Here is a 24,927-nt window from a genome sequence, read left to right on the forward strand (position 1 = left end):
CAACCCCACATTTTGGCTGCGACCTGCAACCCTGCGCCCAAAGCGCGCTAAGATAGCGCATGACGCTCCCCACCCCGCCCTCCCCTACACCGGCACCTCAGCACTGCGGGGCTCGAGTCTTTAAGCAAACCTTTACGGGCAGCCTCGGCGAACGCGCGCTCTACATCTACCTCCCGCCGGACTACTTCGAGCCGCACGCAGCTGACACCCGCTACCCCATCCTCTACCTCCACGACGGTCAGAACTGCTTTGAAACCTTCTCGGAGGACGCCTTTAGCGGTTCGTGGCGGGCCGATGAGACCGCCGAACGGCTGATCCACGAGGGCCAGATGCGACCCGCCATCCTCGTCGGCGTCAGCAACGGGGGGGCCGCGCGCCTCGCGGAGTACCTGCCCCCTTACAGCCGCTTCGCCACGGCGCCCTCGAGGCGCTACCGCCACCGGCTCCGGCGGCGGCGGCGTGTGGCCTACCTCTGGGGGCAAGCGCACCGGACCTTCGCCTTCTACGAGGAGGTGCACGCGTACATGTGCGAGCACTTCCGCGTCCGGGGGGGCCGCGAGCACGTCGCCACGTGTGGTTCGTCGATGGGGGGGCTTTTCTCGGCCTACATCGCCTTTGAACACCCCGCGTTCGCACGGCACCACGCCATCTTGTCGGCGTCGTTCTGGGTCACGGAGACCGCTGCGGGGGAACTCGAGATGCTCACGCGGCTCCGCGAAGCGCCCGTACACGACCTGCGCGTGTGGCTCGATTCGGGCGAGGGCGAGGGCGACTCGGACGACAACAAGTGGGTCACCTTGGCGGCGCGCCAAGCCCTCCTGGACGCGGGTTACACCGAGGGCCAGGAGTTCGTCTACCACCTCGCCGAGGGCGCCACCCATAGCGAAGCGGCGTGGGCGGCGCGGCTGCCGCAGGTGCTCTCGTACCTCTTCCCGCCGGAGCCCGCCCCCTGCGACGCAGCCGAGGGGGACGCGGCAACGGTTCTCGTCGGGGACGCTCCGTGAGGCGCCGCTACGAAAAGCTCTACAACCCCGCCATCGGGCGCGACGTGCAGGTGCTCGCCTTCGGCCACTACGGTGCCCCGTTGATCGCTTTCCCCTCGGGCGGCGGGCAGTTTTACGACTTTGAAGACAACGGGATGATCGGCGCCGTCGCGCACCTCATTGAGGCGGGCAAACTCAAGGTCTACTGCCCGGAGAGCCTGGACCACGAGACGTGGCTCGCGCACAAAGACCCCCACGAGCGGGCGCTGCGCCACCGCGCCTACGAGGACTTCATCCTGCACACCCTGGTGCCCGCCATCCGCTACGACTGCGAGGACGCCACCCTGAGCGTCGCCCTCACGGGCTGCTCGTTGGGCGCCTTTCACGCGGCCAACTTCGCCCTGAAGCACCCGCACGTCTTTCCTTACGCGCTGTGTCTCAGCGGGCGCTACAACGCCGAGTCGTTTACCGGTCCGACAGCGTCCCAGGAGGTCTACTTCAACAACCCGGTCGCGTACGTGCGCAACTTCGGGGGGGCACACCTCGAGTTCGTCCGCCGCCACGCGCACCTCGTGTTGGTCTGTGGCCAGGGCGCCTGGGAGGACAAGTGCCTCGCCGACACCCACCTGTTGGCCGACCTGCTGCGGGAAAAAGGCGTGTCCCACGAGCGCGACATCTGGGGGCACGACGTCGACCATCACTGGTACTGGTGGCGGCAGCAGCTCGCGCACCACTTAGGCCGCGCGCTCGGTTAGGGGCGGCGCCCGGTTGCCTGGGTTTGGCACGCTGGGTGATAATCACCCTACGTCAAAGACCTCCCGCGCGGAAGGCGCTCCGCCGCCCGACGCCGGTTTTTGCCGAACGGGGTGCGCGTGTATGGGTGTGCGGGTGGGCTGGCCACCAACGGAGCTGGTGACGTTTCGAGAAGAGGGTTCCCTAGGAGGTGCGACAACCGATGTCCAAAGTTGCCAAAAACAACGTCGTTACGAAAAAGATCGGCCTGCTGCTGGGCGACGAGGAGGACTGGCCGAGCACCCTAGAGGCCCTCGCGCGCCGCTTTCTTAAACCCATCCGCCGAGGCCGCAAGCACTACGCGTTCGCGCTCGAGCGCGTCCGCATCCATCCGTTTCGCCTCGACGCCCCTACCTCCTACGACCTGGTCATCGACCGGCTCGCCTGGTGGCACACCAACCCGCGCGAGTGGCTGAAAAAGGCCGCCATGGTCAACGGTACCTACCTGATCAACAACCCCTTTACCTTCCAGAGCATGGAGAAGCACACCGCCTACTGCGTGATGATCCGGCTGGGGTTGCACATCCCCGAGACCTGGCTGATCCCGCCCAAAGAGGGGCCGCCGTCGGAGAAGTACCGCCGCACCGCCGAGCGCTACCACGACCTCTTCGACCTGCCCGCGATCGCCGCAGGGATCGGCTACCCGCTCTTTATGAAACCGTTCGACGGCGGCGGCTGGCGCGGCGTCTCGTTCATCCGCGACGTGCACGACCTGATGTCGTCTTACGACGCTTCGGGCACCATGATCATGCACCTGCAAAAGGGGATCGACTTCGACGTGTTCGTGCGCTCATTAGGTATCGGACCGCAGGTGATCTCGCTGCAGTACGACCCTACGCAGCCGCTGCACGCGCGCTACCGAGTGGCGCACGACTTTTTGGACGCTAGGTCGGGCCGCGAGGCGCGCGCGATCACCAAGATTATCAACGCGGTGTTTCGCTGGGAGTTTAACTCGTGCGAGGCGCTCCTCAAGGGGGGCACGCTCTGGCCCATCGACTTCGCCAACGCCTGCCCCGACATCGCCCTCACAAGCCTGCACTACTACTTCCCCTGGGCGATCAAGTCGCTTCTCGCCTGGAGCCTTTTTTGCGCCGTCACCGAGCGCGAACCGCGCGTGACGATGGACCTGGAAAAGTACTTCAAGGTCGCCGACTCCGACCGAAGCTATGAGGAGAAGCTCGACGCCTACGAGCGCATGGCCGACAAGTACTTCGATACGGAGCGGTTCGAGGCGTTCAGGGCCAAAGAGCTGCAGGGGCTCGATGAGGCGATGTGGGAGCTTGTCGCGAGCCCCGAGTTCGCGCGCATCTTGGAAAACACCGTGCAGAGCACCTTTCCGCCCCACGAACACGAGCACTTCACCGCGCACTACAAGGGGCTCATGCAGCACTGGCTCGAGGCCGAGAGGGTGCAGGCGGCCGCCCCTTGAGCGCCCGCCTGCCCGAGCTAGTCCTTATGTACTAGGGCACCGTGACATAGAGACCTACCGGCGCGCCGAGCGGCCTCTGTATAGTAAAGGCCATTGGGATTTCCGTCGGGGGAAGAGCGAGGCGCGCTAGCGCGCCTCGCTCCGGCGTGTCGGCCCACTGAGGGTCTCCTACCTCGCCACCACCACGAACGCAGCGGGCCCGAAGGGCGCACCCCACGCCCGTTCGCGCGGGCTACCTCGAGCCCCGCATCCGCGGGTCGAGAATGTCGCGCAGCGCGTCGCCCACGAGGTTGAGCGCGAGCACCGTGACGACGATCGCCAAACCCGGGAACGTCACCGCCCAGTGCGCCTGGCGGATAAAGGGCCGGGCCGCGTTGAGCATGCTGCCCCACTCGGGGGTCGGCGGCTGCGCGCCCAGCCCGAGAAAGCTCAGACCCGCAGCGGCGAGAATCGCCCCCGCGAGCGACAAGGTCACCTGCACGATCACCGGGCTGAGGGCGTTCGGGATGATGTGCTTAAACATGATGCGCAGGTCCGAGGAGCCCGCCGCCTTGGCGGCCGCGACGTAGTCGAGCTCGCGCACCGAGAGCGCCGCCGAACGCGTGATGCGGGCGAAGCTGGGGATGTTGGCGATGCCGACGGCGATCATCACGTTCGTCAGGCTCGGGCCGAGCGCCGCGACGATAGCGAGCGCCAGGAGAAACGCGGGGAGCGCCAAGAGCACGTCGACGAGCCCCATAAAGAGGCTGTCGAGCCAGCCGCCGTAGTAAGCGGCCAAAACGCCCATCAAACCGCCGATGACGAGCGCGATACCGACCGACAAAAAGCCGACCTGAAGCGAGATGCGCCCGCCGTGGATAATCCGGCTCAAGATGTCGCGGCCGAACTGGTCGGTGCCCAAAAGGTGCTCGGCGCTCGGCGGCTGCAGGCGGTTGCGAAGGTTTTGGACGTTGGGGGGGTGCGGGCTCAGCTGATCGGCGAAGATCGCCGCGACGATAAGTAGCGCGAGCACCAGCGCGCCGAAGACGGCGCGCGGGTTGCGGGCCAAGCGCCGCAGCGCGCCGCTACCGAGCGACCGGCGGCGCGGGGCAGCGGGTGCAGACGGGGCAGTTGTCGCCATGGTCCTCCTTAACCGTAGCGCACCCGCAAGCGGGGGTCGAGCGCGGCGTAGGTCAGGTCGACGAGCAAGTTGACGAGCGCGTAGGCGATCGCGAACACCAGGATCACGCCCTGCACGACCGGAAAGTCCTGCGCCCGAATGGCGTCGACGGCGAGGCGGCCGATACCCGGCCAGTTAAAGATGGTTTCAGTCAGCACCGCGCCCGCGAGCAAGCTCCCAAACTGCAACCCGATCACCGTCACGACCGGGATGAGGGCGTTGCGCAGGGCGTGGCGGTAGATCACGCGGCGTTCGGCAACCCCCTTGGAGTGAGCCGTGCGCACGTAGTCCTGCCGGATGGTCTCGAGCATCGTCGAACGGGTCATGCGGGTAATCGCGGCGATCGAACTTGTACCCAACGTCAGGGTGGGCAGCACGTAGTACTCCCACCCGCCGAGGCGCCCCGACGAGGGGAACCAGCCGAGCCACAGCGAAAAGATGAGGATCATCATGAGCGCTTGCCAAAAGACCGGCATCGCCAGCCCGCCGAGCGCCGCCACCATGGTGGCGTTGTCGAGCAGCGAGTTGGGGCGCGTCGCCGACAGCACGCCGATGGGGATGCCGATCGCGACTGAAATCAGCGTGGCGAGCACCGCGAGCTCGATCGTCGCGGGCAGCCGCGAGGCGATCTCGGCGGCCACCAGCCGGTTGGAGCGGATCGAGCGCCCCAAGTCGCCCTGCAGCACGCGCCCGACCCACATGCCGTACTGCACGTGCAGGGGTTCGTTGAGGCCGAGCCGCGCGCGCAGCGCCTCGAGCTCGGCCTCCGGCGCGCCCTCACCGAGCATCAAGATGGCCGGGTCGCCGGGGGAGAGGTGCATAATGCCGAACACGAGGATCGACACCCCGAAGAGCACCGGGATCACCAGGAGAATGCGTTTGACAATATACTGAAACATCGTAAACGTCCTAGAGCGTGGGGTCTGGGGAGGCCGTTAAGAGACTACCCCACCCTGGCCCCTGCAGACCGGGTGGGGTGGGTCGTCCGGCTAGGGCCGCCTTTGCGCGGCCGCAGACGTCGCGCCGGCGCTAGCTCCCCGTGATGGTCACCGAGTGGAGCCGGTGGTGGCCCGCCGGGTGGGGCACGAAGCCCTCGACGTTGTCGCGGACGCCGTTGTCCTCGACGGTGATGTTGAGAAAGAGCCAGGGCGCCTCTTCGAGGATGATCTCCTGGGCTTCGGCGTAGGCGGCTAAGCGCTCCTCTTCGTCGGCGCTGCTGCGGCCGAGGTCCAAAAGCTCGTCGACGCGTTCGTTGGCGAAGAAGGTGCGGTTGCCGGGGTTGCCCATCTGCTCGGAGTGGAAGAGCGAGTAGAGGCCGTAGTCGGCGTCGCCGGTGACCGACACCCAACCGAGGATGAACATGTCGTGGAGCCCTTCGGCGGTGTCGGCGAGGTAGGTGCCCCACTCGAGCACCTGCACGTCGACGTTGATGCCGACGTCGAGCAGCATCGCCTGGACGATCTCGGCGATCTGGATCCGGGTCGGGTTGTCGTTCGTCCAGATGGTGGTGCTAAAGCCCCCCTCGAGGCCGGCTTCGGCGAGCAGCTCGCGGGCGCGCTCGGGGTCGTAGGCGTAGGGCTCTAAGTCGGTGCGGGCACCGAAGACCGCCGGCGCGATGGGGCCGGTTGCCGGGATCGCCCGACCTTCCAAAACCGCCTCGATAATGAGGTCGACGTCGACGGCGTGGTTGATCGCCTGGCGCACGCGCACGTCGTCGAAGGGCTCTTTCTGGACGTTAAAGCCGATGTAGTTGGTCGAGAGCGTCTCGACCGTTTCGAGCCGGACGCCGGGCACCCCGCCCCCTTCGATGCGGTTGGCGTCGGTGGGCTCGAGCCCGTAAGCGATGTCGATGCCGCCCGTTTCGAGTTCAATCGCCCGCACGGTGCCTTCGATGATGGGGCGGAAGACGACGCGCTCGGGCAGGACCTCGCCCCCCCACCAGTCGTCGTTGCGCTCGAGCACGATCTGCGTGGCCGGCTCCCAGCGCACGAAGCTAAAGGGGCCGGTGCCGACGACGGTGGTCGTCCCATAGTCTTCGCCCGCTTCGGTCACGGCTTGCTCGTTCAAAATCGAGGTCGCCGTGTGCGAGAGGTGCGCCAAGATGGGCGCGAAGGGGTACTGGGTGGTGATCCTGACCGTCCGCTCGTCGGCCGCCTCGACGCTCTCGACGAAACCCAGCAAGAAAGCCGCCGGCGCCGCTACCTCGGGGTCCGTGAGGCGGTTAAAGGTGAACACCACGTCGTCGGCGGTCAGCGGTTCGCCGTTATGGAACGTCACCCCTTCGCGGAGGGTAAACTCCCAGGTCGTGTCGTCGAGCTGCTCCCACGACTCGGCCAAACCGGGGACGAGCTCGAGGTCCTCTTGCTGGATGATCAGCGTGTCGTAAATCTGCCGCATCACCCGCGCCGAGGGCTGGTCGTTGGTGCCGTGTGGGTCGAGGGTGACCGCGTCGGCGCCTTGACCCACGGTAATCGTCTGGGCTTGGGCGAGCGCACCTGCCCAGAAAAGACCCAGAACCGTCAATCCGGATACGATTCGCTTCACGTTTCCTCCTTGGGGAGCAGGGTCACAGCGGGACGTACCGTAAGCTAGCTGTAACAGGGCTGCTCGGGGGTGTAGAGTGCAGGGCACTCCTGGGGTCTTTAGCAGTCTAACAGACATTGCGAGCCAGCACACAACCTCTTCAGCGGAAAGCTACACAGCGAGAGAACACAGCCACCCATAGGGCTGCCGCACCTTCTCCAACGCGACCCACTCGAGCGCTCGCGAGCCGCGGAGGACTGCACGCTCGCAAGCTAGAATGGGGCTTGCCACAATGGGTCTTACCGCCGCCCGCCGGCACAGCGGCGGAAGACGCGACGGGGCAGCGCTAGGAGGCAAGGATGCAGTACCGCAGACTCGGCAAAAGCGGCCTTAAGGTCAGCGTGATCTCGCTAGGGGCGTGGACGACCTACGGCGGCAGCGTTCAGGACAAGGCGGTGGTTCGGGAGATCGTCGACAAAGCCCTCGCGGGCGGCGTGAACTTTTTCGACAACGCCGACGTCTACGCCCACGGTAAGGGCGAGGAGTTTTTGGGCGAAGTCCTCAACGACACCGGCGTCCCGCGCCACCACCTCGTCTTGTCGACGAAGGTCTTTTGGCCGATGTCGGAGAACGTCAACGACCGCGGGCTCTCACGCAAGCACGTCTTAGAGTCCATCGAGATGTCGCTCGACCGCATGGGCACCGACTACGTCGACATCTATTTCGCCCACCGCTACGACCCCGAAACGCCTTTGGAGGAGACCGTCGAGGCGTTTTCCGACGTGGTCCGGAGCGGTCTGGCCCACTACTGGGGCACCTCGGAGTGGACGGGCGCGCAGATCGCCGAAGCCCACACCTACGCGCGCGAAAACGGCCTCGTGGCGCCTGTGACCGAGCAGCCGCAGTACTCGATGCTGTGGCGCGAACGGGTCGAGAGGGAGATCCTGCCCGTCACCGAGAACAAGGGCATCGGCCTCGTCGTCTGGAGCCCGTTGGCCATGGGGATGCTCACCGGCAAGTACGACGACGGCGTCCCCGAAGACAGCCGTTTCGGACGCGACAGTGGGTTTGGCGAGCGCTACTTGACTGAGGAGAACGCGCGCCGGGTGCGTGCGCTTAAAGAGGTTGCCGACGAGCTCGGCGTCACCCGCGCGCAGCTCGCGCTGGCGTGGGTGCTGCGGCAGCCGGGCGTCTCGAGCGTCATCACCGGCGCGACCAAGGTGAGCCAGATGGAGGACAACCTGGGCGCCGCCGAGATTGAACTCTCGCCGGAGCAGCTCGAGCGCATCGAGGCCATCTTGGCGAGCTAAAGGGCGCGTCGCCGCACGCTTTTCCCCTCCGCTTACAGCTTTTCCCCCCCACCGCGCCTAGAGTGCGCGGTGGGGGGTACACCATGAACCAGAGCCACCGCCAACCTGCAAGCCGCGCGCCCGGCTTCTTCGTCACGGTCAAGCGCACGAGCGCCAGCGGCCAGGCCGCTAACCGAGCCGAAGACGTCTGGGGGTTGCGGACGCTAGTCGCTAACGTCTACTTCGTCGCGGTTACAGGCACTAGCCCGACGCCCAGTGGCGCTGACCGAGGCCACCCCGGGAGCCGCAACTGGGTGCTTATAGACGCGGGCATGCCGGGAACGGCGCGCCGCATCCTGCGGGTCGCCGCCGCCCGCTTCGGCGGCCCGCCCAAAGCCATCATCTTGACGCACGGCCACTTCGACCACGTAGGAGCGCTTTCCAAGCTGCTCGAGCGTTGGGACGTGCCCGTTTACGCGCACGCGCTCGAGCTCCCCTACCTCACCGGCCGCTCGGACTATCCGCCCCCCGACCCCTCCGTGGGTGGCGGCCTCATGGCTAGGAGCGCGCCCCTCTACCCGCGCCGCGGCCGCAACTTCGGTGGACGGGTGCGGCAGCTACCCGAGGACGGCAGCGTTCCCTTTTTGCCGGGGTGGCGCGCCCTGCACACACCCGGCCACACCGACGGGCACGTGTCTCTCTTTCGGGAAGCCGACCGGACGCTGCTCGCCGGGGACGCCTTCGTCACCGTCCGGCAGGAGTCGCTCCTAGCGGTGCTGCGGCAGCGCCGTGAGCTGCGCGGGCCGCCCCGCTACTTCACGACGAACTGGCTCGCCGCCCACACCTCGGTCCTGCGCCTCGCGGCGCTCTCTCCACAGGTCGCAGCGACCGGCCACGGCCGACCGATGCGCGGGGAGCGTTTGGCGCGCGAGCTAAGCGAATTAGCCGCCAACTTCGACCATCTGGCGGTGCCGAGGCGCGGGCGCTACGTCGGGCGCCCCGTGAGGGCCGACGAGCGCGGGGTGGTCTATGTGCCGCCGCCCAAACCGAGCCCGCTGGCACCAGCTCTTATCGGCGTAGGCGTGGCGGCGCTTCTGGGCGCCGCTATCGCGCTGCAGGGGCGCAAGAACCGCTGAGCTTTAGGGGAGAGGTCAACGCCACACTCAGCCTCATTAGAGGCGGGGCAGGGCCCCTGTGAGCACTCAGCCTCACTAGAGGCGTCCCCCGGTGGGGATGCTGCGCGAGGGCAGGGCCCCTGTGAGCTAGGCGTTCGGCCCATGGCCGTAACCTTGAGGTCAACGCCACTAGGCGTTCGGCCTATGGCCGTAACCTAGGCGCGCCGTCTCCCCTTGTGCACACTCACCCATAGGACAACGCCGCTAGTACGGGCACCGAGCCCGGCCCTAGTGGGCCTAGTACCAGGCGCCCCGGCTAGGCCGGTAACCTCCCCAAGGTCGCTAGGCTCGCCTCGAGCCCCCTGATTAATGCCTCGGCCTCCTCAAGGCGCCGCCGCTCCTCGGCCACGACCGCTTCGGGCGCGTTCTGCACGAACTTGGGGTTGGCGAGCTTTTTCTCGCTCTTGGCGCGGTTCGCGCGCAGCTCGGCGAGGCGCTTTTCCTGCCGCGCGCGCCACTCGGCGACGTCGACAAGGCCCTCGAGGGGCAGGGTGAGCTCGAGCTCCGGCACCACCTGCGACAATGCGGCGCCCGAAACGGGCTTGTCGAGCAAGGCGGCGCGCGTCAGGGCCTTGAAGACCGCCTCGTTCTCTAGAAGCGTCCCCGCACCCGCGCCGCTCGCGTACACCGCCACTTCCTGCGAGGGGGGTACGTTGGCCTCGGCGCGCAGGTTTCGCACCGCCGTGACCGCGTCCTGCAGGCGCCTAAAGTCGCGCTCGGCGGCCTCATCGAGGAGGCTCTCATCCGCTTCCGGCCAGGCGCTCAGACCGAGCTGCGTCTCCAGGTTACCGGCCCAGCCGGTGCGCCCGGTACTAGGCCCACTAGGGCCGGGCTCGAGTCTAGGGCCACTAGGCCCCCGGCGGGTGCCGGTACTAGTGCCCGTACTAGTGGCGCTGACCTCATGCCCCAACGCCTCGTAGAGCTCAGACGTGATAAAGGGCATCAGCGGGTGCAGCAGCTTCAAGATATCGGTGAGCGTGCGCCGCAAGACCACCCGGGTCTCCTGGTTGCCGGCGCGCAGCTCCGGTTTGGCGGCCTCGAGGTACCAGTCGCAGAACTCCGACCAGACGAAGTCGTACGCGGCGCGGCTCGCACCGCCCAAGTCGAAGGCCTCGAGGTGGCGCGTCACCTCCTGGATGGCGCGCTGCAAACGGCTGGTGATCCAGCGGGAGGTCAACCCCCCCGCCTCCGGCACCCCCCCTTGTAGGGGAGGCAGGGGGGGATCCCCAAGATGCATCATCGCAAACCGCACCGCGTTCCACAGCTTGTTGCCGAAGTTGCGCCCCATCTCCACCCGGCGCGGGTCCCAGCGGATATCCTGCGCCCCCGTCGAGGCGTAGGCCATGGCGAAGCGGAGCGCGTCGGCGCCCGCTTCGGCGATCACGTCCAGGGGGTCGATGCCGTTGCCCTTGGACTTCGACTGCTTCTGGCCGTGCTCGTCCAAGACCAGCCCGTGCAGCACGATGTCCGAGAAGGGTTTCTGGTCGAGTAGGGCGTAGCTCGCGAGCTGCATCTTGGTCACCCAGAAAAAGAGGATGTCGTAGCCCGTGACCAGCACCGAGGTCGGGAAGAACTTCTTGAAAAAGGGGTCCTCCGTGTCCGGCCACCCCAGGGTCGAAAACGGCCAGAGGTTCGAGGAGAACCAGGTGTCGAACACGTCGGGGTCTTGGGTCAGGGTCAGGTGCGCGTAACGCGGGTCGTCGGGGGGGTCGAGGTCGGGGTTTTGGGGGTCGGGGACGTAGATGTTGCCCTCGGGGTCGTACCACGCTGGGATCTGGTGGCCCCACCAGAGCTGCCTTGAAATGTTCCAGTCGCGTAAGCTGAGGAGCCAGTCGCGGTTGACCTTGGTGTAGCGCTCGGGCGTCAGGCGCATCTCGCCCGCGTCCAACGCGGCGAGCACCTTGGGCGCCACTTCGGACATCTTGAAAAACCACTGCGTCGAGAGAATCGGCTCCACGGGCGCTTTGGTGCGTTCGGAGAGCCCGATGGGCACGGTGTAGTCGCGCGCGTGGGCGAGCGCCCCGGCGGCCTCTAACGCCGCCACGACGCGCGCGCGCGCCTCGAAGCGGTCCAAACCGCGAAACGCCTCCGGCACTAGCTCGCCGGTGAGCCTCGCCTCGAGGTCGATCACCGAAGGGCGCGGCAGGCCGTGGCGCAGGCCGATCTCGAAGTCGGTCGGGTCGTGCGCCGGGGTGATCTTAAGCGCCCCCGTACCGAAGTCCCGCTCGACGGCCTCGTCGGTGATGATGGGCACCCACCGGTCGGTCAGCGGGATGCGCGCCCGCTTGCCGTGCAGGTGCGTAAAGCGCTCGTCTTCGGGGTGCACGGCCAGGGCCACGTCCGCGAAGATGGTCTCGGGGCGCACGGTGGCGATCTCTAACGCGCCGCCCCCCTCGAGCGCGTAGCGGAGCGTGTAGAGCTTGCCGGGACGCTCCTCGCGGTCGACCTCGAGGTCTGAAAGCGTCGTCTGGCTCACGGGGTCCCAGTTGACGATGCGCTCGCCGCGGTAGATGAGGCCCCGGTGGTAGAGCTCGACGAACTGCTTGCGCACCGCACGGGACAGCCCCTCATCCATCGTAAAGCGCGTGCGGGTCCAGTCCGCCGAGATGCCGAGGCGCTGGAGCTGGCCGAGGATGATGCCGCCGTAGCGCTCCTTCCAGGCCCACATGCGCGCCAAAAACGCCTCGCGCCCGAGGTCGTGCTTGGTCAGCCCCTCGCTCTGCAAAGCCCGCTCGACCTGGACCTGGGTCGAGATCCCCGCGTGGTCGGTGCCGGGTTGAAAGAGCGCCTCGAAACCCCGCATCCGCTTGAAGCGGATCAGGGTGTCGATGAGGGTGTTGTCGAAGGCGTGGCCCAAGTGGAGGCTGCCGGTCACGTTGGGCGGCGGGATGACGATGCAAAAGCCTGGCTTGTCGCTCGTCGGGTCGGCGGTAAAGGGCCTCTCGGCCCAGCGCCGCGCCCACTTCTCCTCGACGCTGTGGGGGTCGTACTGCTTGGGCAACTCTCGGGTCTGGGTAGATTCAGACTGCGTCATCGGTGGCTCCTTTAGGTTACGGCCATCGGCCGGAGTGCGTAGCCGCGCGAAGCGACGCCTGGTACTAGGCCCACTAGGGCCGGGCTCGGTGCCCGTACTACCGTACTAGTGGCGTTGACCTTTGGTGAGTAGCACGATCATGCGCGGGCTTACTGGGGTGTAGGGCGCTAACGTCCAGTCGCCGTAGACCTCGTGCACATCGAAGCCGGCGGCGTGGGCGCGCTCAGAGAGTTCGCTCAGGGTGTAGTGAAAGCGCGTGAGGCGGCGCGTTTGGCAGCGCCCGTCGGCAAAAATGCGCTGCTGCTCGAGGTGCTGCGCGCCCGTGCGGAGGTCGAAGTGGGCTTCCTCGAGGATCCAGGGCAGCTCTCCCCCACCCAAGAGGGGCGCCAGCTCCGCTCTGGGGGGTGCAGCCTTGCGCCACGAGCGCGTCGTCCCCGCCTGCACCAGTCGCTCGCGGTTGCTGGTGTCGAGCAGAAAGCGGCCCTGCGGCTTGAGGGCGCGCGCCACCCCGCGCAGCACCCGCGCCGCTGCGTTGGGGTCGGCAAAGAGGCCGTTGGCGACGCAGTACACCGCGTCAAACGCGTCCTCGAACTCGAGCCGGGTCGCGTCTTGCTCGAAAAGCGTCACCCCCTCGATGGGCTCCAGAAACGCCCCTTGCACGTCTACGCCGACGAGCGCCCCGAAGCCGCGCCGCTTCAGTTCGCGCAGGTGCCGCCCCCAACCGCAGGCGAGGTCCAAGATGCGCTCGGTCGGTTGGAGCCCCAACACGCGCACGAGCGCGTCCACCTCGAGCCGGGTGCGCGCCGCCGTAAAGCGGGCCTCATGCTCGAGGCGGTAGACCGTGTCGAACTCGCTCAGATCGACTGTTTGGGGTGTTTGGGTCGACATGCAAAAACCTCCTCCGCTCGGTCAATAGCTGCGGACGAGGCGAACCCCGCGGTACCACCGCGCTTCCCTTAGCACGCGCTAAAGGCACTCGTTCAAGCTGCACTGTCGGGGCAGCGTCCGGGGCGTCTACTGGGCTCGGTGTTCTATACCAAACCGTTCTTGCCCGGGCTCACGGGCGACGTTCGCTCGGCTCTCCCGGCGCCAGCTCTCAGCGCGCCGCTGGCGCTCTCTGTCGGGCAGCTGCGGTCAACGGCACGAGCCGTGGGCCTAGTGGCCCTAACCGTTCGGTCAACGGCACAAGCCGCGGGCCTAGTGGCCCTCACCGCTTCGAGCTACTCCTCCCGCTCAACGCGCCTTAAAGGATAGCAGACCGCACGGACTCCAAACAAGCGCTCTAAACCTTACGGTCGCGCGGCCTCCGACGTGCCACAGTCGGGGCCATGACCGACCCCGCAACCGCCCCCTCCACCGTCACCGCCGACCCAGCGGCGCTCGCCCACCTGCAGACCGACCCCACGATGGCGACGCTCGTCGCCCGTTTTGGGCCCTACGGATGGCGGCTCGGGGAGCCCTACCGGGTGCTCGTGCGGGCGATCGTCGGGCAGCTCATCTCGGGGGCGGCGGCGCGGGCGGTGTACGGGCGGCTCCAAGCGGCGACCGACCTCGACCCCGAACGCCTGCTGACCTGCACCACGGACGACCTCCTCGCCCTCGGCGTGCCGCGCCGCAAGGGGGAGTACCTCAGGGAGCTCTCGGCCGCCTACCTCGGCGGCGCGCTCGAGGGGCTCGCGGGAGGCTCCGACGCGGACGTCCTGGCGCGGCTCACGGCTCTTCGGGGGGTCGGCGTGTGGACGGCGGAGATGTTTCTCATCTTCGCCCTCGGCCGCCCGGACGTCTGGCCGCTGAAGGACATGGGCGTGGTGCGCGCCGGGGAGGGGCTCTACGGCGCCTTCGGCGTCCCTGCTCTAAGCGAGCTCGGCGCGCGCTTCGCGCCCTACCGGAGCGCGGCGGTGTGGTACCTGTGGCGCTGGATCGAGGCGGGAGGGCTCAAAGTGGCGCCGAAGTGACCCCGCGCGTCGTCGGCGCATTGTCGGCAACGCTTCAGAGCCCCTTCGCGCCGCTTGATAGCGTAACCGCATGGAGACGAACCTACAAGGCAAGACCGCGCTGATCACCGGCGGCAGCAAGGGCATCGGTTACGGCGTCGCAGAGGCGCTCGTCCGGGAGGGGATGAACGTCACCATCACGGCCCGCACCCAGAGCGAGGTCGAGGCGGCGGCGGAGCGGCTGAGCGGCGTGGGGCCGGGGCGGGCGCTCGGGCTCACCTGCAACGTCCGCAACTTCGACGAGCAGCGGGCGGTCGTCGAGGAGACAGTGAGCACCTTTGGCGGCCTCGACGTGCTCGTCGCCAACGCCGGCGTCGGGCACTTCGCGCCGGTCGATGAGCTGAGCCTCGAGCAGTGGCACGACGTCATCGACACAAACCTCACGGGCGTCTTTTACAGCGTCAAGGCCGCTCTCGACGCGCTCAAAAAGGGCGGCGGCTACGTCATCACCATCTCGTCACTCGCGGGCCGCAATCCGATGCCGGGGGGCGCCGCGTACAACGCCTCGAAGTTCGGCCTAAACGGCTTTTCCGAGGCGGTGATGCTTGACTTGCGCCAGCACGACATCAAAGTCTCGTACATCATGCCCGGGTCGGTCGCCACGCACTTTAACGGCCACACGCCGAGCGAGGCGGACGCCTGGAAGATCCAACCCGAGGACATCGCCGAGATCACGCTGATGCTCCTCAAGATGCCCGCGCGCACGCTGCCGAGCCGCGTCGAGGTGCGCCCGAGCAAACCGCCTACGAAGTAGCCTACGTACCCGCGAGGTCGGGGAGCCCCTCGGCTCCCCCTCGCAGCACCCGCCTCGACTCCGCGCGGCTTCCTGATCGTCGGGCCTGGAAAGACGATAGCGCTTCCCGTCGGGCATCCGGGCCACCGCGTTGGCGCGGCGTTCGGCGTGTTGGGTGGAGCCCCAAAGGCGCAGCCCCTATGTGAGCAAAAGCGCACTAAACAACCACCGACTAAAGTCGGAGGGTTTGAAAGAGCGACTGAAAGTCGGGATACGGGTCATAGACCCGTCAGTCCTCTGTCCTGAAGTTGTCCTCTCGGGTCGGCTCGAAGTGATGCTCCAGGTAGCTCTTGATCATCTCTTCCGTGACTTGCCCCACCGTCGCACAGAAGTACCCTCTAGCCCAAAAGTGCCGCCCCCAATAACGTGCTTTTAGCTTCGGATACTCCTCGAATAGCTTGCTCGCACTTCGCCCTTTGATCCGCCGCATGATCTCACTCGGCGCCATTGTCGGCGGCGCACTCACCAGAATATGCACGTGGTCGCTACTCACCACTCCGCTCAGAATCCGTATCTCGAACGCCTCGCAGGTTTGCCGCACCAACTCCCTAACACGCTCGGCTATGTCCCCTTTCAGCACCTTGTAGCGGTACTTCGTGACCCACACAAAGTGGTACTCGATGTTGAAGACGGTATGGCTGCCATAGCGATACTCCATCCGCCAAGGCTAGCAGATGAAATCTGACCGCCTAAAGGCGGTGGTTTCAACCTTACGCTTGGAATAATGAAATTTCCTCCCACACTGCCTAGCTGAACGGGCATCTACACTGACGTCGTGCGTTCCAACTCGGCTGCGAGGTGTCACGCTAGGTCGGCACCTGCAGCGCACATGCTTTAGAACGCACCTCGCCGGAGGAGGACACATGCCGAACCTTGTCGAAGTCGCGGTCAACGCCGGTAACTTCCAGACGCTCGTCAAAGCGGTGCAGGCTGCGGGGCTTGAAGAGACCCTTGCGGGATCTGGCCCCCTGACGGTTTTTGCACCCACAGACGAGGCTTTTGCCAAGCTTCCCGAGGGGACGGTAGAGGGGCTTCTCAGCGACAAGGAGCAGCTTACCAAAGTTCTCACCTACCACGTCGTTTCCGGCAAAGTTACTGCCGCCGACGCGCAAACCCTCAGTAGCGCGAAAACCGTTGAGGGTGGCGAGCTCAGCATCGACACTTCAGACGGGGTCCGGGTCGGCGGGGCGCGCGTCATTCAGGCCGACATCGAAGCGGACAACGGTGTTATTCACGTGATCGATAGCGTTTTGCTGCCCGGCTGAGTTCGGCACCAACAACCAGCCGCTCGCAGGTTTGCGAGCGGTTCTTGCCGTCCCGCGGCGAACCTAGCGGTCGAGAGCTCTCTAGCCCCCACTTACCGTAAGCTGTAACGTGTACAAGGCGCTCCGCCCCCTCCTGTTCCATCTCGACCCCGAAAGCGCCCACGACCGCGCCATGGCGCTCCTCGAGTGGACCGCGCGGCACCCCGGTGCGCTGCGGCTCGTGCGCGCGGCGTGCGCTCTTGACGATGAGCGCCTCCAGACCAGGGCGTTCGGCCTTCGTTTCCCCAACCCCATCGGCCTGGCCGCCGGCTTTGACAAAAACGCCGTCGCCGTACCCACCTGGGCGGCCCTAGGCTTCGGGTTCGTCGAGGTCGGCAGCGTCACCGCGCACGCGCAACCCGGCAACCCCAAACCGCGCCTTTTTAGGCTGCCGGAGGACGCGGCGCTCGTCAACCGCATGGGTTTTAACAACGCCGGGGCGGCGGCCGTTGCGGCGCGCCTCGCGGCGCTGCGGGCTTCGGGTGCTATTCAGGTGCCGCTCGGGGTCAACCTGGGTAAGTCCAGAGTCACCCCCCTAGACGACGCGCCGGGGGACTACGTGCAGTCGCTAGGGGCGCTCTGGCCCCACGCCGACTACTTCGCCGTCAACGTCTCGTCGCCCAACACGCCGGGGCTGCGGGCTTTGCAGGAGGCCGCGCGGCTCGATGAGCTTTTGGGGGCCGTGACCGCTTTCGCCGCGGCGCAACCCGTCCAGAAGCCCATCTTGCTCAAGCTCGCCCCCGACCTCTCGGAGGCGGAGCTCGCCGAAGCGGCCGAACGCGCCGCTCGCTACGGGCTCGCGGGGCTTATCGCCACCAACACCACGGTGTCGCGGGAGGGTCTCAGGACGCCCCTCGACGAAGCGGGGGGGCTCTCCGGCAAACCGCTGCGGGCGCGGTCTTTGGCAGTGCTGCGCTTTTTGCAGGGCTTGGGGACGGGGTTGCCGCTCGTGTCGGTGGGCGGCGTCGCCAGCGTCGACGACGTTTACGAACGCCTCGCCGCGGGGGCGTCGTTGGTGCAGCTCTATACGGGTCTCGTCTACGAGGGACCGCTGCTCCTAAAGCGCCTTCACCGTGGGCTGCTAAGGCGGCTCGAGCACGAGGGTCTCGCTTCGGTCGAGGAGCTCGCGAGGCGGCACGCGCCGCCCCCTGGCTTCTAAGGCTCTCTTAAGCTATGCTCTAGGCATGCCTAAACCCGGCACGTCCAACCGTCGCCCTCTGGGGGTGGCGCGGTGACGCGGCGGACGATCTCAGCCGCTACCGAGGACTACCTCAAGACGATCTACGACCTCGGTGGGCGCGACGTCAAAACGCAGGCGCTCGCCGAGGCGCTCTCGGTCAGCGCGGCGAGCGTCTCAGGGATGCTCAAAAAGCTGCACGCGCTTAAGCTCATCACCTATGAAAAGTACCGCGGCGTCTCGCTCACCCCGGCCGGGCGCAAGGTCGCCCTCGAGACGCTGCGCCACCACCGCCTTATCGAGACCTACCTGAGTGAGGCGCTCGGCTACCCCTGGCACGAGGTGCACGACGAGGCCGAGAGGCTCGAGCACGTCATCAGCGAGGCGTTCGAGGCGCGCATCGCCGAAGCGCTGGGGCACCCCACCTTCGACCCCCACGGCGACCCCATCCCGCAGACCGACGGCAGCTTGCCGGCGCCGCGGGGCCGCCCGCTGACCGAGCTCGAGCCCGGCCGGCGCGCCCGCTTGACGCGCATCACCGACCAGCGGCGCGAGGTGCTCGTCTACCTAGAGAGCCAGGGGCTCAAACCGGGGGCCGAGCTCGAGGTCGTCGCGCGCGCCCCCCTCGCGGGCCCCGTGACGCTGCGCTGCGGCGGCCAGCAGCTCGCCCTCTCCCTCGAGCTCGCCGAGACGCTCCACGCCACCCCCCTAGACCCCTCCAACGGTCCTTAGCGCGGCTCGGTGCTTGATGATCCCGCAGACGGTTGTACCCCGCCTCTACGCCGCAAGGAGCGCCAGACCCCGTATACTAAAGCGCGTACCCTGGGCGCTAGACGCTAAAGAGCCGTGCACGGCCTCGCGGCTGGCCCTGCGGCAGCGCTCACGGACGCAGGTCCACGTACCAAGCCCGCCGATCCTTGGGGTTCGCATGGCGTGGGGGGAAGCAGGTGACGAGACATCGTTGCGACGTTAGCGGTGCGCGCCGCGCTCTAGGGGTGCGCGCCATGACCACGAGCGTCATCAGCGGCGAGGGCTTTTCGGCCCCCCCTTCTGCGCCGCCATCGGTGCCCCTATGCGTCGATCTCGACGGCACCTTGATCCAAACCGACCTTCTGCTCGAGTCGCTGCTCGCCCTGCTCAAGCGGCGCTCGCCGAGCCCCCTCAAGCTCCCCGTGTGGCTACTTGGGGGTAGGGCGCACCTGAAACGCGAGGTCACGGCGCGCGCCGAGCTCGACGTCACCGCGCTACCCTACCGCGAGGAGCTCGTCGCGTACTTGCGCGAGGTGCGCGGCGCCGGGCGACCCCTCGTCTTAGCGACCGCCGCCGACCAGCAGGTCGCGGCGCGCGTCGCCAAACACCTAGGGCTTTTCGATCACGTCGTCGCCAGCGACGGCCGGGTGAACAACGCCGGCGCGGAAAAGCTGCGCGCGTTGCAGAGCGTTTTTCCAGAGGGCGCATTCGTCTACGCTGGCGACGCCCCCCTCGACCTTGCGGTGTGGCGCGGCGCGGCGGGCGCGGTCGTCGTCGGCGAACGGCTCGCGGCCAGGGTCGCGAGGGTCACGCCTATCGAGCGCGTGTTTCCCGTGCAGGACCGTCTGCGCGAACTGCCGCGCGCGCTCAGGGTGCACCAGTGGGTGAAAAACCTGCTCATCGGGGTGCCGCTGCTGCTCGCTCACCAGCTGAGCGCGCCCCTGCTCCTAGCGGCGCTTTTGGCCTTTGTCGCCTTTGGCCTGCTCGCCTCGGCGACGTACGTGATCAACGACCTTTTGGACCTCGAGGCCGACCGCCACCACCCCCGCAAACGCCGGCGCCCCTTCGCCGCCGGCACGCTCCCCCTCAAGCTGGGCGTCGCACTCGTACCGGCGCTTTTGGCGAGCAGCGCGCTCGTTGCGCTCGCCCTTCCCCCCGCCTTTTGGGCGGTGCTCGCGGGCTACTTTGTCACGACGCTCGCCTACTCGCTCCACCTCAAGCGCGTGCCCATCCTCGACGTCATCGTGCTCGCGCTGCTCTACACCCTGCGCATCATCGCTGGCACCGCAGCCACCGGGCTCGAGGTCACCCCGTGGCTGCTCGCCTTTTCGACCTTTTTCTTTCTCTACCTCGCGTTCGTCAAGCGCCTCTCCGAGCTCCACGCGCTGCGCCGAGCGGGCGACCTCCAAGCCAAGGGGCGCGGCTACAGCGTCGAGGACTTTGCGGGGCTCGCCAACTTGGGCGCCTCGAGCGGTTACGTGTCGGTGCTCGTCGTCGCGCTCTACCTGAGCAGCCCGCAGGTCGCCGAGCTCTACCGCGCACCCCTCGTGCTCTGGCTGCTCTGCCCGCTGCTGCTCTTTTGGATTAGCCGCGTCTGGCTGCTCGCTCACCGCGGGCAGATGCACGACGACCCGGTCGTGTTCGCCCTACGCGACCGCGTGAGCTACGCCGTCGGCGCCCTCGCCCTAGCGATCGGCTTAGCGGCCACCTGGGGGTGGGGATGAGCGGGGCCGAGAGCGCATACACCTCGCAGTACACCTCGTGGGGCCGCTACCCGCGCGCGCAACACCGCGTCCGCCGGCTCGCTTGGCGCCACGACGCCGAGGCCGCGCTGACGCCGGGCGACGGCACCGTGCTGCCCTACGCTTACGGCCGCTCCTACGGCGACGTCTGCTTAAATGACGGGGGCACCCTCATCGACACGCGCGCGCTGAATCGCCTGATCGCTTTTGATCCGCAGACCGGCGTGCTGCGCGCGGAGGCGGGGGTGAGCCTCGAGCAGGTGCTGGCGTTCGCCGTGCCGCGCGGCTTTTTCCTGCCGGTCAGCCCCGGCACCCGCTACGTCTCGCTCGCGGGCGCGGTCGCAAACGACGTCCACGGCAAAAACCATCACCGCGCGGGCACCTTCGGGCGGCACGTGCGCGCCTTTGAGCTCCTGCGCTCGGACAGCGCCTCTGGACGCGCGGGCTGCACCCGCACCCGAACGGACAGCGCCTCTGGACGCGCGGGCTGCACCCGCACCCGGACGGACAGCGCCTCTGGGCGCGCGGGCTGCACCCGCACCCGGACGGACGGCGCACGCCTGGTGTGCTCCCCCGAGGAGAACCCCGAGCTCTTTCGCGCGACGGTGGGCGGGCTCGGCCTAACGGGGCTCATGCTCTGGGTCGAGATCGCCCTCAAACCCATCCGCAGCGCCGAACTCGAGGTCGAGACCATCAAGTTCGCCAACCTCGACGAGTTTTTCGAGCTTTCCGCCGAATCCGACGCCACCCACGACTACACCGTCGCCTGGGTCGACTGCGCCGCGAGCGGGGCGACGCTGGGGCGCGGCCTCCTGATGCGCGGCAACGAGGCGGCCGACGGCCCCCTGACGCCGCACACCACAAGGCGCCTGAACGTCCCCCTGGAGGCGCCGAACGCGCTCTTAAACCCCCTCTCTATCCGCGCCTTTAACGCGCTCTACTACCACAAGAGGCGCGCCAAGGTGGTGCGCACGCGCCAACACTACTCGAGCTTTTTCTACCCGCTCGACGCCCTCGGGGGGTGGAACAAGCTCTACGGCCCGCGCGGGTTGTTGCAGTACCAGTGCGTCCTCCCCTACGCGGGTGACGCAGGGCCTCTCAAAATGATCTTCCGCGCGGTCGCCGACTCGGGGATGGGGTCACCTCTGGCCGTGCTCAAGGTGTTCGGCGACCTGCCCTCGCCCGGGATGCTCTCGTTCCCGCGCCCGGGGGTCACCTTGGCGCTCGACTTTCCCAACGCGGGCGCGCGCACGCTGGCGCTGCTGGCGCGCCTCGACGACATCGTCCGCGCGGAGGGGGGGCGGCTCTACCCCGCGAAAGACGCCCGCATGTCGGGGCGCGACTTTCGGCGCTTCTACCCGCAGTGGCGCGCGTTCGCGCGGTTCGTCGACCCGCGCTTCTCCTCGAGCTTCTGGCGGCGGGTCACGCAAGACGCCGCTCAGGAGACGGGTGGGGACGGGGAGGACGTGTGAGACGCACGCTCATCCTCGGCGCAACCTCGGCGATTGCCGCGGCGACCGCGCGGCTCCTGACCGAGCGCGGCGACGCGCTCTACCTCGTTGCGCGCGACGCGGCCAAACTGGGGGCGGTGGCGCAGGACCTGCGCGCGCGCGGCGCGGCGGTGCAGAGCGCGGTCGCCGACCTCACCGACACCAAGCGGCACGAGGCGCTCTTAGCGGCCGCCGCGGACGCCTTGGGCGGGCTTGACGTGGTGCTCATCGCCTACGGCACGCTCGCCGACCAGGCGGCCTGCGAGGCCGACTACCGCGTCGCCGAGCGGGAGCTGCGGACGAACCTGCTTAGCGTGGTGTCGCTTCTGACGCACCTCGCCAACCGTATGGAGGCGCAGCGGAGCGGGACGATCGCGGTGATCTCGTCCGTCGCCGGCGACCGCGGCCGCGCGAGCAACTACGTCTACGGCAGTGCCAAGGGCGCGCTGAGCCTCTTTGCGCAGGGGCTCAGAAACCGCCTCCACCCCTCGGGCGTGCGCGTCGTCACGATCAAACCGGGTTTGGTCGACACGCCGATGACCGCCCACCTCAAGAAAAACCCTCTTTTTGCCTCCCCCGAAGCCGTCGCCAAGGGCGTCGTCCGGGCGCTCGATGGCGGCCCCGAGGTCGTCTACCTGCCCGCCTTCTGGCACTTGGTGATGCTCGGGATCCGCGCCCTGCCGGAGGGGCTCTTTAAACGGCTAAGGCTCTGATGGACGCACCGCGACCACGCCCCCCGCGCCTGCGGGCGCTTCTCTGGACCGCTCTGGCGGCCATGCTCGGTTACGCGGCGCTCACCCTCTGGAGCGGCGCGGCGGAGACGGCGGCGGCCATGCGCCGCTTGGGCCTTAGCGGCGCTCTGCTCGCGCTGCTTTTGGCCCTCGCCAACTACGCGCTGCGCTTCGGGCGCTGGCAGCTCTACCTAGCGCACCTCGGCGCCCCCGTCGCGCTGCGCCCGAGCCTGCGCGCCTATCTGGCGAGCTTTACCTTTACCGCTACGCCGGGCAAGGTCGGCGAGGCGGTGCGCGCCATCTACCTCAAACCGCACGGCGTCCCCTACGCCGCGAGCCTCTCGGCGCTCTTTGTCGAGCGGCTCATCGACCTCGCGGCGATGCTCCTGTTGGCCGCTCTGGGCGTACTCCACTTTGGGCGTTACGCGCCCCTGGTGGCGCTACCCTTGGGCGCGGTGCTGGGGATCGTGCTGCTCTTTAGGAGCACCCGCTTTCGGCGGTGGGCGCGCGCGCAGCGCGTCTTGGCGCGCGCCGAAGGGGTGCTGAGCGCCCTCGAGGCCACCGCAGCGCTCAGCAGGGGGCGGCCTTTGGTCGTAGGCGCCCTTTTAAGCCTCGTCGGGTGGGGGCTCGAGGCGCTCGCGTTGCACGTCATCCTCCTCGCGTTGGGGTTCGAGCTCCCCCTCACCGCGAGCCTCGGCATCTACGGTCTCGCCGTCGCCGTCGGGGCGCTCTCCTTTTTGCCCGGCGGTTTGGGTGGGATGGAGGCGACCATGATCCTGCTGCTCTCCCTAAGCGGCGTCGGCGTCGCCGACGCCGGTGCGGTCACCCTCTTGCTGCGGTTTGCCACGCTCTGGTTCGCCGTCCTTATAGGCGCGCCCTTTGCTGTCGGCTTTGGGCGCGTCGGTGCGCAGGTAGGTGGATGAGGCGCCCCCCCCGCGTCCTCCCCGCCCCGCGCTCACCGGGCTGCTCGCGCCTCCCCCTGCTGTCCGCGCTGCTCGCCCTCCTCCTCGGTTGGGGCTACCTCGCGACGCTACTACCCGGTATCGGCTACTCGGGTGACGCCATCAAGTTTCAGTACCTCGGTCGCGTCCTGGGTATTCCGCACGCACCCGGGTACCCGCTCTACATGGTCTTGAATCACCTTTTCGTCACCCTGGTCCCGGTCGGCACGCTGGCTTACAGGGCGAACCTGCTCACCGCGCTCTGCGCCATCGGCGCCTGTCTGGTGCTCTTTAAGCTGCTCGAGCTCCTCGGCGTGGGGCGCTTCGTCGCCTTTGTCATGGCGCTCACCTTCGGGTTCAGCCAGACCTACTGGTCACAGGCGATCATCGCCGAGGTCTACGCGCTCCTGGTGCTCTTTATGGTTGCGGTGAGCTTTTTTCTGGTGCGCTGGCACCTAAGGCGTCGCGACCGCGACTTCTACCTCGCCACCGCTCTTTACGCGCTGTCGTTCGGCCACCACCTGCTCGCGATCACGCTGCTGCCAGCTTTTGTCTACCTGGTCGTGGTCACCGACCGCAGCGTCTTCGTCCAACCCAAAAAGGTGCTCTGGGTGCTCGCGGTCATCACCCTGGGCGCCGCGCAGTACCTCTACCTCTTCTGGCGCCTCGCTGACCCGCAGACCCCCTACATCGAGGGGTTTACCGGGGAGAACGTCTTTCACTTCGTCACCGGCGGCCCCTTTAAACCCTACATGTTCGCCTTTACGCCCGCGCAACTTGTGCAGAACCGTCTGCCGCTCTTTTTGAGCTTTATGCGCACCGACATGCCCGTACTCGGCCTCGGGGTCGTCGGCGCAACCTTCGTGCGGCGCGCGCTGCGGCCGGTGCGGGTCTTTTTGCTCCTCTACTTTCTGAGCAACGCGCTCTACGCGGTCAACTACGACATCCCCGACATCGAGGGTTACTTTTTGCCCAACGACCTCGTGCTGGCAATTTTCGCCGCCCTCGCCCTCGGACGCGTGACGCGCGGGGTGCGAGGTAGGGGGGCGCGCGGGACGAACAGGACGAAACGGTGCGGCGCGTGGCGGTTGGGCGTTCTGCTGCTCCTACCCCTTACCCTCTACGTCACCAACTACCACGCCGTCGACCTTAGCGGCCACAGGTGGTTACAACGCGACACCGAGGCGGCCCTAGCGGCCATCGGCGAAGACGCGCTCATCATCGCCCCCGACTACGCCCGGGGCCAAGCCCTGCTCTACTACCTCATCGGCTACGGGTGGGGCGAGACGCGCAACCTCCACGCGACCAACATCGGCTGGGTCTGGGGCCGTTTGCGGAGCTACCTCGAGGACGGCGCGCCGCTCCCCACCCTCGGGCGGCGGGGTCCGCAAGCGGGCCTAGCGCTCTACGCTTTTCCCTGCCAACGCGGCCTTTTCGAGGCTGCCGGCCTTATGGTCACGCGCCCCGCCGACCACCTCCCCGCCCTCTGCCGCCTGGAGGCCGCTTTTTAAACCTGCGCCCCCTAGTTTGAAGCCCCCGGGGCGCCCCGAGGCTTTCAGCTGCCGCGTCGGCGTGCTGGTTTTCCGTCGACTTGACAGCTGGCTTCACGGCGGCTTTACAG

General features: G+C 67.5%; 21 protein-coding genes. 15 read left to right on the plus strand and 6 right to left on the minus strand.

All coding sequences use genetic code 11. The annotated features are described in order from the left end of the window. Positions 1-59: 59 nt before the first annotated feature. The 3 genes from TRAD_RS13415 to TRAD_RS13425 all read left to right on the plus strand — a co-directional run bounded on the left by TRAD_RS13415 (position 60) and on the right by TRAD_RS13425 (position 3,204). Positions 60-1,004: an alpha/beta hydrolase gene (locus tag TRAD_RS13415; protein WP_013179153.1), complete on the plus strand. Its 945-nt coding sequence runs from the start codon at positions 60-62 to the stop codon at positions 1,002-1,004. Next, positions 1,001-1,738: an esterase family protein gene (locus TRAD_RS13420; RefSeq protein WP_013179154.1), complete on the plus strand. Its 738-nt coding sequence runs from the start codon at positions 1,001-1,003 to the stop codon at positions 1,736-1,738. Before TRAD_RS13415 ends, TRAD_RS13420 begins: the two co-directional genes overlap by 4 nt. 200 nt (positions 1,739-1,938) lie before the next feature. After that, complete coding sequence (locus TRAD_RS13425; RefSeq protein ID WP_013179155.1) at positions 1,939-3,204, plus strand: ATP-grasp domain-containing protein; 1,266 nt, start codon at positions 1,939-1,941, stop codon at positions 3,202-3,204. A 232-nt stretch (positions 3,205-3,436) separates the two neighbouring features. Here TRAD_RS13425 and nikC read toward each other — a convergent pair whose 3' ends face one another. The 3 genes from nikC to TRAD_RS13440 form a co-directional block, all read right to left on the minus strand. Then, on the minus strand, positions 3,437-4,324 hold the full coding sequence (nikC, locus tag TRAD_RS13430) for a nickel transporter permease (RefSeq protein WP_013179156.1): 888 nt from the start codon (positions 4,322-4,324) through the stop codon (positions 3,437-3,439). 8 nt (positions 4,325-4,332) lie between these two features. Beyond that, complete coding sequence (nikB, locus tag TRAD_RS13435; RefSeq protein WP_013179157.1) at positions 4,333-5,262, minus strand: nickel ABC transporter permease; 930 nt, start codon at positions 5,260-5,262, stop codon at positions 4,333-4,335. Between the two features lie 130 nt (positions 5,263-5,392). Continuing rightward, positions 5,393-6,907, minus strand: coding sequence for a glutathione ABC transporter substrate-binding protein (locus tag TRAD_RS13440; RefSeq protein WP_013179158.1), 1,515 nt, complete (start codon positions 6,905-6,907; stop codon positions 5,393-5,395). 338 nt (positions 6,908-7,245) lie between these two features. Here TRAD_RS13440 and TRAD_RS13445 point away from each other — a divergent pair, with 338 nt between their 5' ends. Beyond that, positions 7,246-8,196, plus strand: a complete 951-nt coding sequence (locus TRAD_RS13445; RefSeq protein WP_013179159.1) for an aldo/keto reductase — start codon at positions 7,246-7,248, stop codon at positions 8,194-8,196. Positions 8,197-8,279: 83 nt separating this feature from the next. Then, complete coding sequence (locus TRAD_RS13450) at positions 8,280-9,311, plus strand: MBL fold metallo-hydrolase (protein ID WP_013179160.1); 1,032 nt, start codon at positions 8,280-8,282, stop codon at positions 9,309-9,311. A 295-nt stretch (positions 9,312-9,606) separates the two neighbouring features. Here TRAD_RS13450 and TRAD_RS13455 read toward each other — a convergent pair whose 3' ends face one another. Both TRAD_RS13455 and TRAD_RS15445 read right to left on the minus strand, forming a co-directional pair. Beyond that, positions 9,607-12,384 carry a valine--tRNA ligase gene (locus tag TRAD_RS13455; protein ID WP_013179161.1) on the minus strand — a complete coding sequence of 926 codons (2,778 nt, stop codon included), beginning with the start codon at positions 12,382-12,384 and terminating at the stop codon, positions 9,607-9,609. A 105-nt stretch (positions 12,385-12,489) separates the two neighbouring features. After that, complete coding sequence (locus TRAD_RS15445) at positions 12,490-13,272, minus strand: class I SAM-dependent methyltransferase (RefSeq protein WP_013179162.1); 783 nt, start codon at positions 13,270-13,272, stop codon at positions 12,490-12,492. A 440-nt stretch (positions 13,273-13,712) separates the two neighbouring features. Here TRAD_RS15445 and TRAD_RS13465 point away from each other — a divergent pair, with 440 nt between their 5' ends. Together TRAD_RS13465 and TRAD_RS13470 are read left to right on the plus strand one after the other, a co-directional pair. Then, complete coding sequence (locus TRAD_RS13465; RefSeq protein ID WP_013179163.1) at positions 13,713-14,339, plus strand: DNA-3-methyladenine glycosylase family protein; 627 nt, start codon at positions 13,713-13,715, stop codon at positions 14,337-14,339. Between the two features lie 70 nt (positions 14,340-14,409). Next, positions 14,410-15,132: an SDR family oxidoreductase gene (locus TRAD_RS13470; RefSeq protein ID WP_013179164.1), complete on the plus strand. Its 723-nt coding sequence runs from the start codon at positions 14,410-14,412 to the stop codon at positions 15,130-15,132. A gap of 268 nt (positions 15,133-15,400) precedes the next feature. On the opposite strand, the gene tnpA is transcribed toward TRAD_RS13470, so the two are convergent. Further along, complete coding sequence (tnpA, locus tag TRAD_RS13475) at positions 15,401-15,829, minus strand: IS200/IS605 family transposase (protein WP_013177059.1); 429 nt, start codon at positions 15,827-15,829, stop codon at positions 15,401-15,403. A gap of 205 nt (positions 15,830-16,034) precedes the next feature. Between tnpA and TRAD_RS13480 the strand changes: the two genes are divergently transcribed. The 8 genes from TRAD_RS13480 (at position 16,035) to TRAD_RS13515 (ending at position 24,817) form a co-directional block, all read left to right on the plus strand. Continuing rightward, complete coding sequence (locus TRAD_RS13480) at positions 16,035-16,436, plus strand: fasciclin domain-containing protein (protein WP_013179165.1); 402 nt, start codon at positions 16,035-16,037, stop codon at positions 16,434-16,436. Between the two features lie 109 nt (positions 16,437-16,545). Then, positions 16,546-17,634, plus strand: a complete 1,089-nt coding sequence (locus tag TRAD_RS13485) for a quinone-dependent dihydroorotate dehydrogenase (protein WP_013179166.1) — start codon at positions 16,546-16,548, stop codon at positions 17,632-17,634. A gap of 72 nt (positions 17,635-17,706) precedes the next feature. Further along, positions 17,707-18,384: a metal-dependent transcriptional regulator gene (locus tag TRAD_RS13490; protein ID WP_013179167.1), complete on the plus strand. Its 678-nt coding sequence runs from the start codon at positions 17,707-17,709 to the stop codon at positions 18,382-18,384. Positions 18,385-18,656: 272 nt separating this feature from the next. Beyond that, on the plus strand, positions 18,657-20,126 hold the full coding sequence (locus TRAD_RS13495; protein ID WP_013179168.1) for a UbiA family prenyltransferase: 1,470 nt from the start codon (positions 18,657-18,659) through the stop codon (positions 20,124-20,126). Then, the gene (locus TRAD_RS15450; RefSeq protein ID WP_013179169.1) at positions 20,123-21,616 is read left to right on the plus strand and encodes an FAD-binding oxidoreductase; all 1,494 of its coding nucleotides are present in this window, start codon (positions 20,123-20,125) and stop codon (positions 21,614-21,616) included. Before TRAD_RS13495 ends, TRAD_RS15450 begins: the two co-directional genes overlap by 4 nt. Beyond that, complete coding sequence (locus tag TRAD_RS13505) at positions 21,613-22,347, plus strand: SDR family oxidoreductase (RefSeq protein WP_013179170.1); 735 nt, start codon at positions 21,613-21,615, stop codon at positions 22,345-22,347. The genes TRAD_RS15450 and TRAD_RS13505 overlap by 4 nt, the downstream gene beginning before the upstream one ends. Further along, on the plus strand, positions 22,347-23,288 hold the full coding sequence (locus TRAD_RS13510; protein ID WP_013179171.1) for a lysylphosphatidylglycerol synthase transmembrane domain-containing protein: 942 nt from the start codon (positions 22,347-22,349) through the stop codon (positions 23,286-23,288). Before TRAD_RS13505 ends, TRAD_RS13510 begins: the two co-directional genes overlap by 1 nt. Next, positions 23,285-24,817, plus strand: a complete 1,533-nt coding sequence (locus tag TRAD_RS13515; protein ID WP_013179172.1) for a glycosyltransferase family 117 protein — start codon at positions 23,285-23,287, stop codon at positions 24,815-24,817. Before TRAD_RS13510 ends, TRAD_RS13515 begins: the two co-directional genes overlap by 4 nt. The last annotated feature ends 110 nt before the right edge of the window (positions 24,818-24,927 follow it).

This window comes from Truepera radiovictrix DSM 17093 (assembly GCF_000092425.1).
GTDB lineage: Bacteria > Deinococcota > Deinococci > Deinococcales > Trueperaceae > Truepera > Truepera radiovictrix.